Below are 15948 nucleotides of genomic sequence, written 5' to 3'. Positions count from 1 at the left end.
CCGGATCCGGTCTAGGCAGGCTCGGGGGCTGGTGGGCAGTGATCACATCGTACAGCCTTGTTGATGTACGTAGGGATTTCGTGATGGAAGTCCCGAATTTTTGCCGGATGGTAGTGCGCTTTGATGCACTCTGCAGGAATGTCTGATCGCACAACGTAGCTCGGTGACGACGATATACCCAAGGGGCGTTTTGTCCGAAGCTGCCCCCATTCCGACAAGATAATTTTCGCTACATCCAGCTTCTGTGCAGGTGGAATGAGCTCGATCGGGATGTCCACTTCCAGTACGGTCGGAATGCCAATTGTCCGCAGCCGGAGCCTGTAATCCTCGTCGTAACGTCCCCCGCCCAGCTTCGCAGCGAGTGCCAGGAGGTACTCGCTGCCGTTGATTATGTAGTGACCGAATTCCCTAACCATCTTGCTGTCATCCACGGACAGCCAAATCTTGCCCCGTTCACTTGACTCACGGTGCTTCATCTTCTCGATGGCCTGGTCGAGACTGGTCGGTGGTAGATCCGCAAAAAGCTGTCGAAATTTCTTGATGATCGAGTCGGCGTTTTGCCCCCTTAGCCCATGCTCGTAGTAGCTCGAAAGCGACTCAGGGCGGCACCCGTGAAAGGCTTTGAAGTGGGTATAGAACGAGGACATCCGATCGCAGAACTCTGGTACCAGGTCATCGTGATTCGGGAGCCAATCCAGGGCGTCCGACCAGCATTGAGGCCTGCGCTGTTCCAATAGTTCTACCAGGCTCGGCGTCAGCAAAGGCTTTGCGTATGACCGGACGTGTTGTAACCAGGCACGTCGATTGCGCCAATCCAAAACTTTATGTGTCATTTCGACTTCCAGCTTCCTGCTGTCAACGTTGCATGAAAAAGGGCCCCGCGAGGAGCCCTTCGTTCCCACTCCAAGGTCTTACTGGGCGAGCCAGCTCTCGACTTCCTGTGCGCCGTACTGGGCTTTCCAGTCTTTTAGTGTTTTGTGGTTGCCGCCCTTGGTCTCAACGACTTCACCGGAATGCGGGTTTTTGTAGACCTTTAGCTGACGAGGTTTGCGAATGCCTTTCTCGGCAACGGCACCTGGGGTACTACGGCGAGTTGCAGAATGCGGGTCGAGGATCGCGATGATATTGCGCAGGCTGTAGCCGTACTCATTCAGTAGGTCACGAAGCTTCTTTTCGAATTCGATCTCGCGTTTAAGGCCATCATCATTTTTGAGAGATTCAAGCTCGGCCAACTGGGCAGCCAATTGCTGCTCCAAAGCACGGAATTCTGCGAGACGGGACATTTTTTCGCTCCTAATTGGGTGTTGAACCATTATCCAGTTGTGGCCGGGCCAAAGTCTAGCAGTTGCTGCGCTGGCTACTGCCATGGGGACACTGGACGCGAGCGAAAAGTAACAGGCGTCGCTCCGTGATTTGGCGTCCAGTTTGGTAAGCTCGTTCTCCGAGTACTGCACCGTGACATGGTCGCTGAGCTAAATTTCTCGCAAAAATCGCTTGTGATGTGGCTCGGCTCCTGAGCCCCTCAACTCACCCTTCGGTACTGTCAGTAGGAGGTTTGAGATTTAATAAGTGGTGATAAATAGTTACGTCGGATCCATTGATTCTACGTGTTTCTTTATAATATCTGGCGTTAAAGCTATTTCCTTGAGTGATTATAGGCTCTAGGCCGCTTTTGTAGTCGTCGTCAAAGTCGTCATAGTCACTTTCCTCAATGTGTTTGACGTAGGATTCGCATAGGTGTGGGAAAGCGTGTGTGGCAGCATAGACTACTACGAATATTGGGCTCATACCCATCGAGTTGTATCTACCGATCTTGTTCAAGTGTTCATCGACTTTTGTAGTGTCAATGGAGCTTCCAAGTCTAAAGCTCTCTAGTAGGAAAACCGGCTTGCTCCTGCTATCCCGTACCCAGCCGTCAATCTCGCCAACACCCTTACCGCTACCTGAGCGCCCAGTGCGAGACTGATCAAGCATCGTCCAGTTCAGGAAGCTCATTCGTTGGCATACGAGCGATACAAGCCAGTCATTAATCATGTCTTCCTCATCCAGCATGATCGTGCTCGTAGATGCGGGTGCTGATTTTTTGCGCTGGAGATTTCCGTTTCGTTTAAGTAACTCCAGGCCAATATGCTCCATGATCTCGAATAGGTATTCATCAATGCCGGTCTTGGCATTCATGAAAATTTGACTTTGATCGTGCGCACTCATGTTTTTAATGGTGAGCCATGCAAGGCGGAGCTTGTCAATTGAGGAGTCGATCTCAATGCCCAAAGCTGGCAGCGGCCTAGGGAGCTCAATGGTGCCAGTGCTTCTCAGGCTTTTCTCAAGTTCGACGATTGTGTCTTCCGCGTCCTTTGGTAATGATCGATGAGTAATTCGTACTTGATGGAGGTAAGATAGTGCTTCCGTGGGGCCTACTGTACGCTTGAGGAACTCTGCTCTCAGCGGAGCCAGCTCATAGGCTTTCTGTTGTTTACTCGATGCTATTCCCCAGAAACGCTTGAAGTCGTCGAATCGCTCTGTGGCCAGGCAGAGCTGCAGAATATAATTTAGATCAACTTCGCTGAGCTTGGCTTGGAGATCCGTCTTGAACGTTTCGTCATAGGTGTCCAGCCAGCGATCTAAGTAAAACTCTAGCGGTTTGGGTCGAGCGGTGTCGGTGGGCCAGGATAGCGCAGCTTTGATTAGGCCTGTCGCATTTTGCAGCGTCGGTTCAACGTCAAGTACACGGCTGAACAAATCAAGTGCTTTGGCGTGATCCACAAATATAGTGAGAGACGCGATAAGGTATCGTTTGAAGCTTAGAACTTCATTGACTACTTGCTGCTCGTCTGATTGTGGTTCGTAGAGGTTTAGTTTGCTTATTTTTTCTTGGTCAGTAGTTTTTTTGTTGTCAAATATCTCTTTCAAGTCAAGTTTTGACGATATTTCAACGGTTTTGTTTTTGAAGGTTTTGTGAGAGTATTTCCTAACATAGTCTAGGTATTCCCTGGCGATCTTCATCTGACCATTGTTGGCGGCTTTCAGAATGATATCGAAGGCTTCGGGAGTCCAGTTTGTTGCTGCTTCCTCTAGATTGCGCTCGGCTACCAGGCCCAGCACGAGTTTCTTGTTTTCATAGGCAACGGTACGTTCGAGCATGATGAATAGTGCTCTTAAAGGCGCCTCTCTCCGCTGCAGAATGCCAATCAGTTCTTGAAATTCTTTCGGAGTGAACTCGTTAGCTGCGTTGCAGACCGCTGGCCATAATCTGACGGGGCTGTAGTCTGAGTTATCATGCAAGTAATCAAAAATCCCAGATTGGTACTCTGGGAGGAAACCAAAGCGCTCGATAATGCCCATGATTTTGCGTGCAAAAATTCGCTTTTCAGTTGCGTACTCTACTGCTCCATCAATTTGCGTGAAAAGTTTCAGTAGCAAGCGGATGTGCATGCGAGCAGCAAATACGGTGTCTCGTTTTTCTTTGACGGTTTCTGATGGCACCAGCACGGGTTGATCATCGAGGGCACTGATCCAGATTTCGCGCTGCTTGGGTAGTGCGTTTGTATAGACCTTCAACCATTCGAGTTCATCGAAGGCGAGTGGGTCATCAACCGCGTTCGTGTCGCCATTCAGACGGTCATGCAGGAGCCCCAAATAGCTTTCGATCAAGACTTTGCATGCATTTGGCGCATGGCAGCTTGGAGTAGGGTTTAACTTCGGTGAAGACAAAATCCAGTCAAGATGCCAGAACAAAATCAGCCACCCACCTAGAGGCATATGTCGATCGCCAACACGAGATTTCTTGAGGTGTTCTTCCGTCCGACTTATGAGTATTTGGGAATGGTCTTCTACAAGGTGTCTAACCTGGCCTGACTCATTCAGATACCTGACTGTGTTTATGGCATTTTGGAGGCTAGGCAGTCGGGTATCTGCAATTAGCTTGTCACGAGAGTTGTAGCCGATCTCGTGGGTGGCAAACCAGGCGAGCATTTCGCAAAGTCGATCTACGACCTCAGGTAGGTCGGGCGTACGAAAATATTGCTCGTAGCTGTTGTAAAATACTTCAAGAGCTTGTGCCCATACCAGGTCACCCCAGACCTTCTCATATGAAGCATGATCTGATATGGGGCGTATGCTTCGAGAGATATTTTTGTATACGTTGATCAAACCAAATTGATTTGTCTCCGGGTTAGAGAGCAAGAAGCAAATATATGGAGGGTGATAGATGTCGCTGAACAGGGCTCCGGCCAATTTAGGAGAGCGGTGGGCCAGGTCGATTAGCTTTCGAGTGAGTGGGAAGTTGTATCTAGGGGAATAGCCGTTGCGCTCGCGCTGGAGTATCAGGTGAACTAAGTGTTCACTGATCCCACCAATCCCTTGAAATCGATAATGCGTTGCGTCATTCCACCATTTCGCGCCTTCCATAAGCGTGGAAGGACTTGTGCTCGACAAGTTGTAAATCATGCCGTGAAGCTGAGAGAAGTCAAGTGCTTCACAATAGGACTCCGTGTCTTGGCTCACCTCATCAGGTTGTCCCGGCTTTTTCCGTATCATTAGAGGAGATGGTTTTTTGATGATGCCTCTGACGCCACTATGGTTGATAGCGATATTGGCTGCGCAATCTTCCCAGCTATCAAAGATAGTACTATCTGCAGTGATATAGTTTAAGGTGCATTCAAGGAATTGTTTGACGTCGATGCCCATATCGAAATCGATTTGGAATATAGCAATTGTGCCAGTGGCCAATCGCATCCTGGTGATGTACTCGGCAAAAGCAGCGTCTGGATCATTACAGTCGTCTATCAGTCGTTTCCAGAGATAGGTGCCTACGCCTTTTACGTCCTCACGCTTAACCTTCAGCCGATAGCCTCCGACGCGAGGCTCAAAAGTATCGGTCAGGAAGGCTAGGTCGATCGGGACAATGTCTTCTTGCCCAAGTCTTAGCTGAGGCGGTTCCCAGTCATCCTTGAGATGCCTCAGAGCGTACAGGAGGGAATGTGCATCCAGCTGATGTCGGAGCTTGGTCGGCATGTCGGGAGTTGAGGGCACCTTCGCTTGCACTGCCAGGTAGTCATCCGGGAATGCAATAACACGGGCCTGCTCAAGCTCGGAGACGTCCACTGGGTAGGCCAGACAGAACTCTGCACCTTCCACCGTTGGCCAAGAATCTCGTCCCTCCAGCAGAGCTGTTACGTTTTCTCGATTCAGGGGTCTTGGGTAAATTTGCGCAGAGAGAACGTACTGAGCGATCCGCTCGTGAAGGGGGTTTGGGCTGGCAACACGCCAAGGGTGCGTGTCGTTGTAGAGCCCCAGCTTTCTCTCCAGATCCTTGATCAGCTCATACGAACTCATGTTCTTCCGAAATCCTTGGTGGTCGCTCACTGCGTCGACGAATGTGCTGACTCCCAGCTTGCTGAGCGGGAGGTTTTACTGTTTATCCATCTGGCCATCATCACTGGATAGCCAATTCGTACCTCGCTCACTTGACCCATCGCGCTTCATAGCCTGTGGGAGGTCATCACAAGCTGGATGGCAATACCACCTATCAACTATCGCAGGGTTGTCGGCATTGTGGCATAAAGCTATCAGTGTGACAGGTGTGTGAGACTTGGTGGGTTAGCTTTCCAAGCCCAGTTGGTGGCCGGGGAGTGAGCCATGGCAGCGCTATGCGCTTGTGCTTACGGAGTAGCTGCGTGGGAAGGACGTTCGCATTTGTCGATGAGTCAGGCAACCACGACTTGGACACCTCCAAATCGGGTAGCTCAGGTTTTTTCGTGGTGTGCTCAATCATCATTGCCGAGAAGGATCTGCCTAGGGCTTACGAGCTAGCCGGTGGAGTGAGAACCAGGCACTTCCAGTCAGGGGAGATTAAGTCCAGTAGGCTCAAAGCCAAGGACGCGGATCGCCGCAAAAGAATTTTGGTGGATCTTTCTGAGTTGCCACTCAAGCTGTATTTTACCGTCGTCGATAAAAGTCGGGTATATCAAGAGGGTGGCCTGCAGTTCAAGAAATCCTTCATCAAATACGTAAATAATCTCTTATATTCGCGCCTGTTCGACCATTGCCAGGATCTGCATCTGACCGTCGATGAGCATGGTGGCTCGGTGTTCCAAGCCAGCCTGAGGAAATATGTCGCGGAACGATACTCAGGGGATCTCTTTCGTGATTCGGCATTCACCACTAAAAGCAGCGCAGACGACGTTTTGATTCAGGTTGCTGATTTTTTTGCCGGCACAGTCGCCCATATCTATGAGGGTAAGGCCAGCGGTGAGGTCGTTGAGGTATACAAGAATATCTTGCGCAACCGCACGATCGGCCTCTTGGAATGGCCGCCGCGCTATCAGTCACTAATTCCTCCCCCCATGGATGAATCTGCTTATGCAGATCATCGTGTTCATCAGCAGGCGCTGAAGCAGGCGGATAAGTTCCTCTCCAAGGTTGGCAAACATCCCGACGAAGATGAGCGCCTTCAGCTTTGCATCCTGGATTACCTACGATTCAGAAGCGAGTTCGTCGGCGACGAATACGTCTCCACCGGGGACATTGCCGAGCATCTTGCCAACAGAGGGTTCCAGGGGCTCTCCGAGCAGAAGATCAGATCCAGTGGGATCGCAAAACTACGTGACGCTGAAGTGATCATCGCCAGCGCTCCCAAGGGCTACAAAATTCCCCGGTCACGGGCGGACATCAACGATTTTCTAGAGCTGGCGTCGAGTCAGATTCTTCCGCTTCTTGATCGGATCAAGAAGGCCCGCGATGTCTATAGACTTAGCAGTGTTGGGGACTACGACATCCTGGGGGCAGACCAATTTTCTGAAATCAGAAAGCTGCTGCTGTCGCTTGAGGCGCTTTAGTGGTGATACGGTTTGAAGGGGCCTGCCTATTCCTTTGCCCACAATGGCTACAAACCGTGCTGCCACCACCCAACACTGCCTGAGCAGAGCTTATTACCCCATGCCGAATGGAATTGCCATGAAACCAAATGACCAGATCCCTCACGTCGATGTACTTGATCCAGCACAGCTTAAGCGCATTGAGTCTGTTCATAAGGGGTTTCTTTATCAGCATTTGTACGCTGTGGGCTGTCTACTGCTGGCCCAATCTTCCGGCGTACGTGAAGTGCTGGTCGAGAGGGACGAGGATGTGGAACTCAACACTGAAGCCGGCCAAGTGTACGTCCAGGTAAAAACGCGCTCGAAACCCATTATGCCGGGTGACGTTTCTGGGGCGTTGGAGCGCTTCGAGATCCTCAAGCAGGAGCACGAGGCGGGGCGGCGCTCTGGTGTAGCCCAATTCGTCATCGTGGCGAACCAAGCGTTAGGGGAAACCCTACGGGCTGAGGTTGACCAGCAGAAGACGCCTGCTGACTTGCTCTACCTCTTCCCAGATTCAAACGCATTGCGCCCAGACTGCCTGCCTCCCGCCTGGGAATCGTTGGAAGAGGCCGCTCAGTGGTGTACTACTGAGGCTGAAAAGCTGAATTTTTCGCTGCTCTCACCTTCATCTCTGACTTGGAAGATGGCGGGCCTGGTGATGCTAGCGTGTGCTGCTGGGGATGGGAATGCTCGGCATGTTTTCCATACCTCGGAGTTACCGGGTCTTTTTGAGCAGTTGATTGTGCAACTGCAGGATTTTCCGACTCCGCCTTCCTCTTACAGGCCGCAACAGCACGAGCCTTTGCTCTCGTCTGCGGAGCGGGTACGCATAATCTGTGGGTTGTCGGGTGCTGGAAAGACCAGTTGGGCTGCTCATGCGGCTCTGCACAGCCCCGAGCCATGTGCTTACTACGATGTAGGCGACCTACCCGGGCCAGCTCTCGCAAATTCCATTGTGCGGGAGCTCGCTTCCAAATACATGAAGCAAGATCCAGACGGTATTCGGAAGATACTGTTGCCAGGGGCAAGTGGTTACGAGGCAATCCACGCGTTTGACAGGTTCTTGGAGCAGGCTGAGGCGCCCCTGGTTGTCGTTGTCGACAACTCCCACCGTGTACCTGCAGCAAACATCCGCGATCTCTTGAGCGCGACTCGGCACATCCGCTTTATCCTTCTCTGCCAGCCTCATGAAAACGTACGTGAGCTCGAAGCCGTCATGGCATTACGTCGTGAGAATTTGCAGGGCTGGGATCTCGATACGGTTGCTCAGGTTGCCAATAGCGCGAGCGTTTTCGGCAGCCCTCAGGCACTCGAACAGCTCCGGGCTTACTCTGGCGGCCTGCCGCTGTACGTTGACAGCGCCATTGCGGTTGCCAAAGCCGAATACGGTGGAAACATAGATGCGCTTTGCGCTGACCTTGCCGAGCAGGCAAACGTAGCTGAGACAGCTCAGGAGATCATCCTGGCACGTGTTTACGACGGTTATGACCTGGTTACGCAGAATGCTTTAGCGGTCGTCAGCTTGGCTGACACTGGGTTAACACAAGAAGAAGTGGTTCGCTTGCTCCAAGCTACTCTTAAGCTGTCAGCGGGGGGCGCAGCTGCTGCAATCAAAAAAATTCAGGCCACGGGAACAGTTGAGGTTTTTGGCGCCAAAACACTCAAAGTCCATGATGCCGTCCGTGCCCTAGGTCTACGCCACCTGGAGCTCATGGGTGAACCCGTGGTCACCTCCGCCTTGCTGACGCTGAAGGAGTTGCTGATCCAGGGCTTGGAGAAAAACCGTGACACCTCCCGGTTTTCACTTTTGACTCGGGTATTTATCCGGCTCAACGATGTGATGACGCTCATAGGATTGGCGGGAGAGGAACTGTTCTACGAGATGGGGATATCCGTGGACATCACTTCAAGCCTGAAGCACGCGCTTGAGTCAGGTGATCTAAATCCCCACCAGTCTTTCTGGGCGCTTGATGGGCTCGTGTTTTCCAACATGCGAGAAGGCCGCTTCGACGAAGTGGCCGATTCCCTGCTCGCCATGGAGAAGCTTCTCAATGAGCACGAATTCCAACATAGCGAGCAGCTTGCATGGGCGATGCGAAAGATACTTTTTGCCGCTGACCAAGGCCGAGAGGACGATGTGCGGCAGGCAGTGGCGTACGCCACGCCCAAAATCCCAGACGCGGATAACCAAAGGGTTTTTGACTACAACCATGCGGTCGCTCTGTGGAAGCTAAAGCGGCATAAGCAAGCTGAGGCAATGTGCGAAAAAATTGCCGGCGAATATTATGAAATCTTGGGGCTGAGGCCGAAGGATGTCATGGGCAAGAACCCAGATGTGCTTTGGAAGGTCATCAAGCAACCAACAGATGTACACGAGCACATCAAGCACCTTGCCGATGCTCTTGAGGTCTATTCTAGGGCTAGAGAGGCCCAGGGGCTTCGAGCCCCCCTGCATCGCCTCCACGCCATGAAGTTCTACCACATGGTTCAAGGCTACGATTCAGTCGTCCGGGTCGGTCAGGATCTGGCGGACGAGCTTGTAGGCTATAAGGATTACGTGGGTGCAAAAGAGGTAATGGAGCAACATGTTGTGCCGATTGTTACGAAGGCAGGCCTAATCGGCAGGATGATTCAAGTCAGAAGTCAGTATGCAGTAATACTGGCGTTGTCAGGTGACCATCGGGGTGCGTTATCTGAGATGGAGCGCTTGCAGCCTTACCATGAAGGCTTAGAGGAAGACCAACGGCAAGAAATTGAGCGTCAAACTGCCTATATCGGCCACATAATCCGTGAAAGCAGACGGCTGGCGGTTCGCCCTATGATGATTGCCGTAGGTCGGAATGAGCCGTGCCCCTGCGGCTCTGGAATGAAGTTCAAGAAGTGCCACGGACGATAGAGTGAAACACCGGTGCAGATGCTGGCACCGGGCGAAAAGAAAACCTATCGAGCGTATGTATGGGCCTACTGCACTACGCCGTTCTCGACACTGAAAGCGGTGGTGTACGACTTCGGCCCCAGCCGTGCAGGTGAACATGCGCGCAACTTCCTGGGCACCTGGAACGTAAGCCTCCGCCCAACTCACCTTGCGTGAGCTGGGCCGGAATCCACTGACGGGGTAGCAGCCCGTCCTTCAGTGGCCTCTTTGTCAGCACCGGCACCCTAGCGAGATTGCGCTGCTTGTTGACTGGGAGACGTTGCGGCACATTATGTGACCAGGATCAATGGCAGCACGCTGCCATTCGGCGCCGATGCCTCGAAAGGGCTCAGCTTATGCCGACGACTAGGTCAGCACGACCTAGATACATCAAAGTCGATCATGAGCAGTCATCGTGGAGCCTTGTCGCCTGGCCGACGTGCTCTTGATGAGCAGGTCTGTGCCGTTCTTCGTAGACGTCGACCCCCACCCATTCACCAAACGCACCAGGAATCTGTCCTTTGGCTGATCGTGCGGGCTTCGTTTCTTTACGGATTAGTGAAACGCGACATGAAACTGAGGGCTTTTCGCCTTGGAGTCAAACTATGAGTCCGTTTTCGGATGCGTTTGGCTAGAAGGGTTACGGTGACTCGGGTGTGTGTACGCTTTGACCGCCGCTGAACGCTGGCCGTGATACCGTCACGCATGCTTTGACGGTGGTATAGGTTTCATCAGTTCATGCCTTTTAAACTTAGAGCTCGCATTATGACTAATAATGCGAATGACTTCAGCCATCTTTGAATTCACAAGATTCAAGCGCTCAATCTCTTTTTCCAGGCGTGCGATTCTTTCAGCGCCATCTTGAATCGTCTTGGGTCGGGGTAGCTTGGCGACTCTCTCGGCTTCTTTTCGAAGAGAGTCTTTCTTCGCTTGATAGGCAAGTTTGATAGTTATTTTTTTATTTAGCGCTTGTCGGGTCGGAGGCGTGCTCCAGCCCAGAATCTCCTGAGCGCCGAGGCATATAGTGTTCCAGTCCAGCTTATGTTGGCTGTCCCACTTGTTGATCATGTGGCAGATGTCACGTGTCTGCTGGTCTGTGATGACTTTAGGCATTAGATTTCCTCATTCTTGGAGCAGCAAGTCCAGCATATCCAGCAGATCCTCACCATACTCTGCACCGAGCTTAGCTCGATCAAGCAGCTCAACACCGTTCTCTATGGCTTTCTGTTCCACCATCACTTTTTCATGGCTGAAATCTGTGCCCAGCAATTGAATCGGTGTACCGTCGGGGATCTGAGGGTTCTCCAGCACGTTGACGAACTCGGTCAGTCTGCTGATCTGGGGGCGCGCTTTATCTATCCAAAGCGAGGCTGAGCGCTCACCTGCTTCCACGGCTTGCATGGCCGCTTCATAGGTGCCCGCCATGTTGTCTCTGTCAGTTTTTACCGCCTTCAGCGCAATTTTATCACCCTTGCAAGCGACCAATTCTGAGCAGTTCGTGCAGTCCGCAAACTTATTGCATGGCCCCAAGCGCCAGCTGCGGCGGCAGATACCATATCGGCTACGGTGGAACGGGCCGTGGCCATACGCAGCTGCTTCTTCTTCGGTTACCGGATCGAGTATTTGCTGCACCTTTTCCGGATCTTCGATCGCCACTGCTTTGACCAGGCGCTGTTCAGCGCTCTCATGCAAGTAGGTGGGTGTTTGGCGAACCGTCGCGCGGCTACTCCACTCAGTGATCTGCTCAATCGGCACCCCGTGCTGCTTGGCGAGCCGGTTCATAAAGTGTCGCAAAGCGTGCGAGTTCAACCGATTGGGGTCATAGCCATGCTTGGTGAAGAAGCAGAGCGGGCGCTGGTTCTTTCGATCAGCTTTGATAGCACCGTCCAGCCGCTTTCGGTAGTAATCTGGGTTGTAGGGTGCCAGCAGTACGGGGGATGTGCTGGCTCGGGCTCCTAGCTGCAATCGCCTGAAGCACATGAGGGACTCACTCATTTTGAGCGGCTCCAATCCTGCAATGGGCTTTTCCTGATAAGGGAAGAAAGGGTTTTTCTTGCGGTGCTCGGCCAGCACGATTTGCCAGAGAGAGTCCAAGGTGAATCCGGTGAGGGAATAGTTACCTGTGTGAGATCGTATGAAGTCCTCACAGTGCTTGCGATCTGAAAAACCTAAAGCCTGGGCTACTTGATCCCTGGTAAGTACCTGGTCATCCGGGACGCCGGGGCAATTGGCGTGTCTGTAAAACCTGACCGGCTGAGTCTCCATATACAAAGCCAGCTTTCGTCCCTCGTTTGTAATCTCGATCAGCCGCTGAGCCGCGATCTCGGCCACATCCCGCATGGTGGTCGGAACCGCCTTGCGCGTATAGCTGCGGGTCTTCGGGACGTAATAGGCCAGGTAGCTCTGCGTTTTACCTTGTGAGTCATTGTCTGACCGCAGAAAGTCCGTGCGCCATCGTAGCGTCTCACCGATTCGCATCGGAGCACTTAGGAACAACGCAGTCATCGACGTCACCATGATGTCGCTGTCGTCCAGTTGCGATACCGGCTTGGCAAACACGTCCGCAATGCTGAAAAAGGCGTCCTGGTTGGCTACCTTTGCCGCCTTAACTTCGTCTGGGGCTCGATCTCCCCGTTTCTTTTCATATGAATTTTTACCACCATACGGGTGGGCCCACCGAATAACTTCAGCCGGGACGATCAGCTTTTCGGACAGTAGACCTAATATTTGTTGAATGGTAATGGCAATGTTTTGCCGAGCAGAGTAGTGCTCTAACAAAACACATGCTCTGTTGAAGTGATTTTGCCGAATTTTTGTAATGTCAGGAACGCCCATATCTTCAGCCAAAGCTCGCTCAAGAGCGCGCAATGCCTGCACTTCTCGGGGCATATTGCGATGGGGTTTGGTACTGTGCTTATAGCGCAGATAAGCTTTGGCAACGTCCCTAAAAGCAGGGTGCATCAATTGGTCATCGGTAGGTGCTACGGTTTTATGTAGCTTGGCGTTTTCCGAGTTGGTGAATCTTACCTTCGAATTTCTATGGCTGTCTGGCCAAGAAATATCTTCCCAGGCAAAACCGTCCATGCCGCTCCAAAGAGTCAGTTTGTCACGGCAAAAGGCTATGAACTCTCTAAGGTTAGTCGACGGAGAAACCTTAGGGTTTGGATTGAAGCTGATCAGCTTTAACATTGTGGTTGGTTCATACTCTTACGCTTTGCATCACACAATTGAATACAACGCCGTACTGCCATGATGTCCATGGACAGGTCAACCGGGTTGAGCAAGTTCCTCATGCTCCCTGGTCGGATCAACTCCTGCTCTTGCTGCTGCCTGTAGAGGAGCGCATCGAGGACTTCTTGGTGAGGGGCGTCCACCAGGGGCTCAAAGTTCTTGCACATATAGCAAGGGATCGGAATTGACGTCGTACTGCAAAAGCTATATTTCCCGCATCGGCCCACATAGTGCAATTGATAGCCCTTGGCAAGCTCGACACGTTTGCTAGGATCGTTAGGGTGGGTGGACTCCCCATCTGTGCAGATGATTCGCCCATGGAACGCCATGGCAATTGGTGTCAGCCCTTTGGACATCGCCTCGTCGAGCTGACGTGCCTCTTCTGCCGGATCGTGATAATAGGACTTCAGGGCATTGTCGTCGTTATGACCCAGCCAATAGGAAACGACCGACTTCTTTACCCCTTGCCGAGCAAGCTGGCGAACACGGGTGTGTCGCAAGCGTGTGGCAGTCACCACAATTGGTTGCCCCGTCCTGCTGCTTATAGGCAGAGGAGGATGAGCGGGATAGTTGCGTTTATGCGCATTGGTGCTGCCGCCATTTCCCTCGTAATTGAGAACCTTTCCAATCAAGTTGGCTGGCAAGTGAAACAGCGAATCATCTGTATGCAGCGCAGGCTCAAGGCCCAGCTTTTCTTTTAGCGAATTACAGGCGGTTTTGATGCGGAGCGCGGTTGTGAAAATTGGTACTTGTTCAAGCTGACTTTCGGATAGTTCGACCCCCATGGTCTCAAAGAACAGAACTTTGATGTGCTTCTTTTGGATCATGAGCATGTTCCAGAGGTGATCCGCAACCGGGTGGATCTCAAACTTTCCACCTCGAAAGTCGACATCTGCGTCTTGCTCCTTCGCTGATGGGAAATGAATTTCCGGATCAGGAATTTTACTAAGGATCTTTTCCGCGCCTGTCTTCAAGTCGCAAAATTTGAGACTTCTAAGCTGGGTGGGGCGCCTGGCATAGTGCATTGACAATAGCCTGATGAGCGTGGGCTGATGCGCATCTTTTTCATCATAGAAATCCCAGATGGCCCGCAGTAAATCTGCATACTCTTCATCTGAAAGCCAGCTTTTTGTGGGGTCGTCCGATTCGACATTGTTTGATTTGTTTTTGAAGGGCGCAGCCTGGGCGAGAAAATTTAACGCGTCATTGCTTACCGCGCCAGGATACCTGTCGCTCCAATACTCAAGGAATTTTTGGATTTTATACTTATTATGCCTAAATTGTTTGTTGTGAAGAGAGTTGCTTGCCCAAATAACGTCAAACTTCTTTGGGGGAGAATCTTTCCCGCTATAGCCAAACGCCTGAACCAGCTGTAGCAAGCTGGAGCTGCTCAGCGTCTGGTCTTCACCATGAGTGATGATATGTTTTTTGAATGAGCCCTTGTCCTTATTCGAAAGTCTCGACATAAATATCGAGCAGTCGACACTGCCCAAACCAAGTTGAACATAACGGTCATCCTCCCAATAAATCCTTCTAGGTATTTCCGGAGGAGCGGTCGCATGTAGATCTACAACAAGATCTTCTTGCTGGATGTCCAGCGCCTCCAGTTCCATATCAAGCTGGTCGGCAGCAGTAGTATTACCTTTTATCATTACACGGGTCGCTCTGTGTCGCGGGCAATCTTCACGCCGATTTCCATGGCTCTTTCTCTGCGGTGGCGCAGGTTGTACACTTTGGCCATATCTGAACCAGCGGCCCATCCGTTAACTTCTTCGCGGGCTTCTGCCTCTTGGGCCTCCGTCCAACCCATTTGATCGGCGTGAAGCGAGAAGCGGTAATTAAAGTCATGGCGGAATGCGTGTGGGTGTAAATTCTTACCAAGGCCTGGAAATTTATCTTTCAGATAGCTGATCGCTGTATTGAAACCGTTCACAGTCAGGGCTTTGCCGACAGTTTTCCCAGATTGGTGCACGCAAAAGAGGAAGTCTTCTTCTCCGAAGCCGACATTCCGGATTTCTGCCCTGTACTCGGTGCGGTACTGTTTGATCTGCTCTTCTAATCCGTAGGAAATTGCCAAGATCCGGCCTTGGGTTTTAGCTACCGGTTGATTTGTTCGGTGATCAAGTTCGTCATCATGGTTGCGCTCAACTTCCAGGTAGGGCAATTGTCCGCCACTCGACTCCATGAAATTTCGCAATTTTAGCGAAAGAAGCTCGCCGCGCCGCATTCCGGTTTCATAAAGAATTCTGGCCATCACCACATTGCGCAAGCGAGTCCCGCGATGTGTCGCAGTGGGCATGCCCATGAATGGGGAGGCGAAGAGTTCAACAAGTACTTCGCGGACTGACTCCGTGAATTTCTCATCCAACAGAGCGTGCTTTTTACGGGCACGGGATCCTACACGGCGGAGAGTTTTTGCTTTAAGCCGTTCCGCCTGCTTTTCTACAAGCTTACGAACTGCAGCATCATCAACGTTCGGGAAAAGTTCATCCGTCAACCAGGCAATATAGGAACGCACGTACCCCCAGTAGACATTAAACTTTCGAGAAGTAATAGTTTGCCCCGGCTTGCCCGAACGACGGGCTTTTATGTGCCCTGCAAGGTCATCAACCTCCTGGGCATTCAGAAGCGTCTGGGCGAGCAGTCGGTCTTCAAGGCTAATTCCTCTATCTCGCTCCCACTCGCACAGCCTGCGGATCGCGTCAAGCGCCACAAGCTGGGTCTGGTGAGTGTGGTTCTCTCTAAGGCTACGGGATACGTAGACTGCGGGGTAGAAGAGAGGCACGCCCGGTTCCTCGGGGGCGAAGAGAAATGAGTAGCGCTCGCCGCTCTGGGCAATGTAGTTCTTGATATGGAATTTCATGTTGACATTTTGCCCGGTGTATCAGGGATAAACAACCTTGGTTTACATTTTTATCCGGGCTTATTGGCACCATGTGAGCGGTT

At 51.8% G+C, this 15948-nt stretch carries 8 protein-coding genes and 3 pseudogenes; 4 read left to right on the top strand and 7 right to left on the bottom strand.

Going from position 1 to position 15948, the window contains the following annotated elements:
* Positions 1-11 precede the first annotated feature (11 nt).
* The 3 genes from D906_RS01965 to D906_RS01955 all read right to left on the bottom strand — a co-directional run bounded on the left by D906_RS01965 (position 12) and on the right by D906_RS01955 (position 5334).
* Positions 12-647: a hypothetical protein gene (locus D906_RS01965; protein ID WP_177325371.1), complete on the bottom strand. Its 636-nt coding sequence runs from the start codon at positions 645-647 to the stop codon at positions 12-14.
* A gap of 264 nt (positions 648-911) precedes the next feature.
* A complete protein-coding gene (locus D906_RS01960; protein WP_027615070.1) occupies positions 912-1283 on the bottom strand; it encodes a histone-like nucleoid-structuring protein, MvaT/MvaU family in 372 nt (123 codons plus the stop codon).
* A 244-nt stretch (positions 1284-1527) separates the two neighbouring features.
* A complete protein-coding gene (locus D906_RS01955; protein ID WP_097156129.1) occupies positions 1528-5334 on the bottom strand; it encodes a hypothetical protein in 3807 nt (1268 codons plus the stop codon).
* Between the two features lie 314 nt (positions 5335-5648).
* Here D906_RS01955 and D906_RS01950 point away from each other — a divergent pair, with 314 nt between their 5' ends.
* From D906_RS01950 to D906_RS01940, 4 genes and pseudogenes are all read left to right on the top strand, one after another.
* Complete coding sequence (locus D906_RS01950) at positions 5649-6836, top strand: DUF3800 domain-containing protein (protein ID WP_256204583.1); 1188 nt, start codon at positions 5649-5651, stop codon at positions 6834-6836.
* A 43-nt stretch (positions 6837-6879) separates the two neighbouring features.
* A pseudogene (locus D906_RS26960) lies at positions 6880-7305 on the top strand (dsDNA nuclease domain-containing protein); the annotation flags it as partial.
* A gap of 2361 nt (positions 7306-9666) precedes the next feature.
* A pseudogene (locus tag D906_RS26710) lies at positions 9667-9753 on the top strand (SEC-C metal-binding domain-containing protein); the annotation flags it as partial.
* Between the two features lie 3 nt (positions 9754-9756).
* Positions 9757-9927, top strand: a pseudogene (locus D906_RS01940) (transposase); the annotation flags it as partial.
* Between the two features lie 543 nt (positions 9928-10470).
* On the opposite strand, the gene D906_RS01935 reads toward D906_RS01940, so the two are convergent.
* Genes D906_RS01935 through D906_RS01920 form a run of 4 tightly spaced genes read right to left on the bottom strand, consistent with a single transcriptional unit; the run spans position 10471 to position 15865 of the window.
* On the bottom strand, positions 10471-10884 hold the full coding sequence (locus D906_RS01935) for a hypothetical protein (RefSeq protein WP_027615066.1): 414 nt from the start codon (positions 10882-10884) through the stop codon (positions 10471-10473).
* A gap of 9 nt (positions 10885-10893) precedes the next feature.
* Positions 10894-12960, bottom strand: coding sequence for an integrase (locus D906_RS01930; RefSeq protein WP_027615065.1), 2067 nt, complete (start codon positions 12958-12960; stop codon positions 10894-10896).
* Positions 12954-14654, bottom strand: a complete 1701-nt coding sequence (locus D906_RS01925) for a site-specific integrase (RefSeq protein WP_050590996.1) — start codon at positions 14652-14654, stop codon at positions 12954-12956. The genes D906_RS01930 and D906_RS01925 overlap by 7 nt, the downstream gene beginning before the upstream one ends.
* Positions 14654-15865 carry a site-specific integrase gene (locus D906_RS01920; protein WP_027615063.1) on the bottom strand — a complete coding sequence of 404 codons (1212 nt, stop codon included), beginning with the start codon at positions 15863-15865 and terminating at the stop codon, positions 14654-14656. Before D906_RS01920 ends, D906_RS01925 begins: the two co-directional genes overlap by 1 nt.
* Between the last annotated feature and the right edge of the window lie 83 nt (positions 15866-15948).

Source organism: Pseudomonas sp. LAIL14HWK12:I1 (assembly GCF_003202095.1).
Classification (GTDB): Bacteria; Pseudomonadota; Gammaproteobacteria; order Pseudomonadales; family Pseudomonadaceae; genus Aquipseudomonas; species Aquipseudomonas monteilii.
The sequence above is the reverse complement of the archived record's forward strand: the minus strand, read 5'-3'. Positions and strand labels throughout refer to the sequence as shown.

Bases quoted from the DNA above. Each gene is read 5' to 3' on its own strand.
- D906_RS01965 (WP_177325371.1), bottom strand. From the start codon at position 647: ATGTCCTCGTTCTATACCCACTTCAAAGCCTTTCACGGGTGCCGCCCT.
- D906_RS01960 (WP_027615070.1), bottom strand. From the start codon at position 1,283: ATGTCCCGTCTCGCAGAATTCCGTGCTTTGGAGCAGCAATTGGCTGCC.
- D906_RS01955 (WP_097156129.1), bottom strand. From the start codon at position 5,334: ATGAGTTCGTATGAGCTGATCAAGGATCTGGAGAGAAAGCTGGGGCTC.
- D906_RS01950 (WP_256204583.1), top strand. From the start codon at position 5,649: ATGCGCTTGTGCTTACGGAGTAGCTGCGTGGGAAGGACGTTCGCATTT.
- D906_RS01935 (WP_027615066.1), bottom strand. From the start codon at position 10,884: ATGCCTAAAGTCATCACAGACCAGCAGACACGTGACATCTGCCACATG.
- D906_RS01930 (WP_027615065.1), bottom strand. From the start codon at position 12,960: ATGTTAAAGCTGATCAGCTTCAATCCAAACCCTAAGGTTTCTCCGTCG.
- D906_RS01925 (WP_050590996.1), bottom strand. From the start codon at position 14,654: ATGATAAAAGGTAATACTACTGCTGCCGACCAGCTTGATATGGAACTG.
- D906_RS01920 (WP_027615063.1), bottom strand. From the start codon at position 15,865: ATGAAATTCCATATCAAGAACTACATTGCCCAGAGCGGCGAGCGCTAC.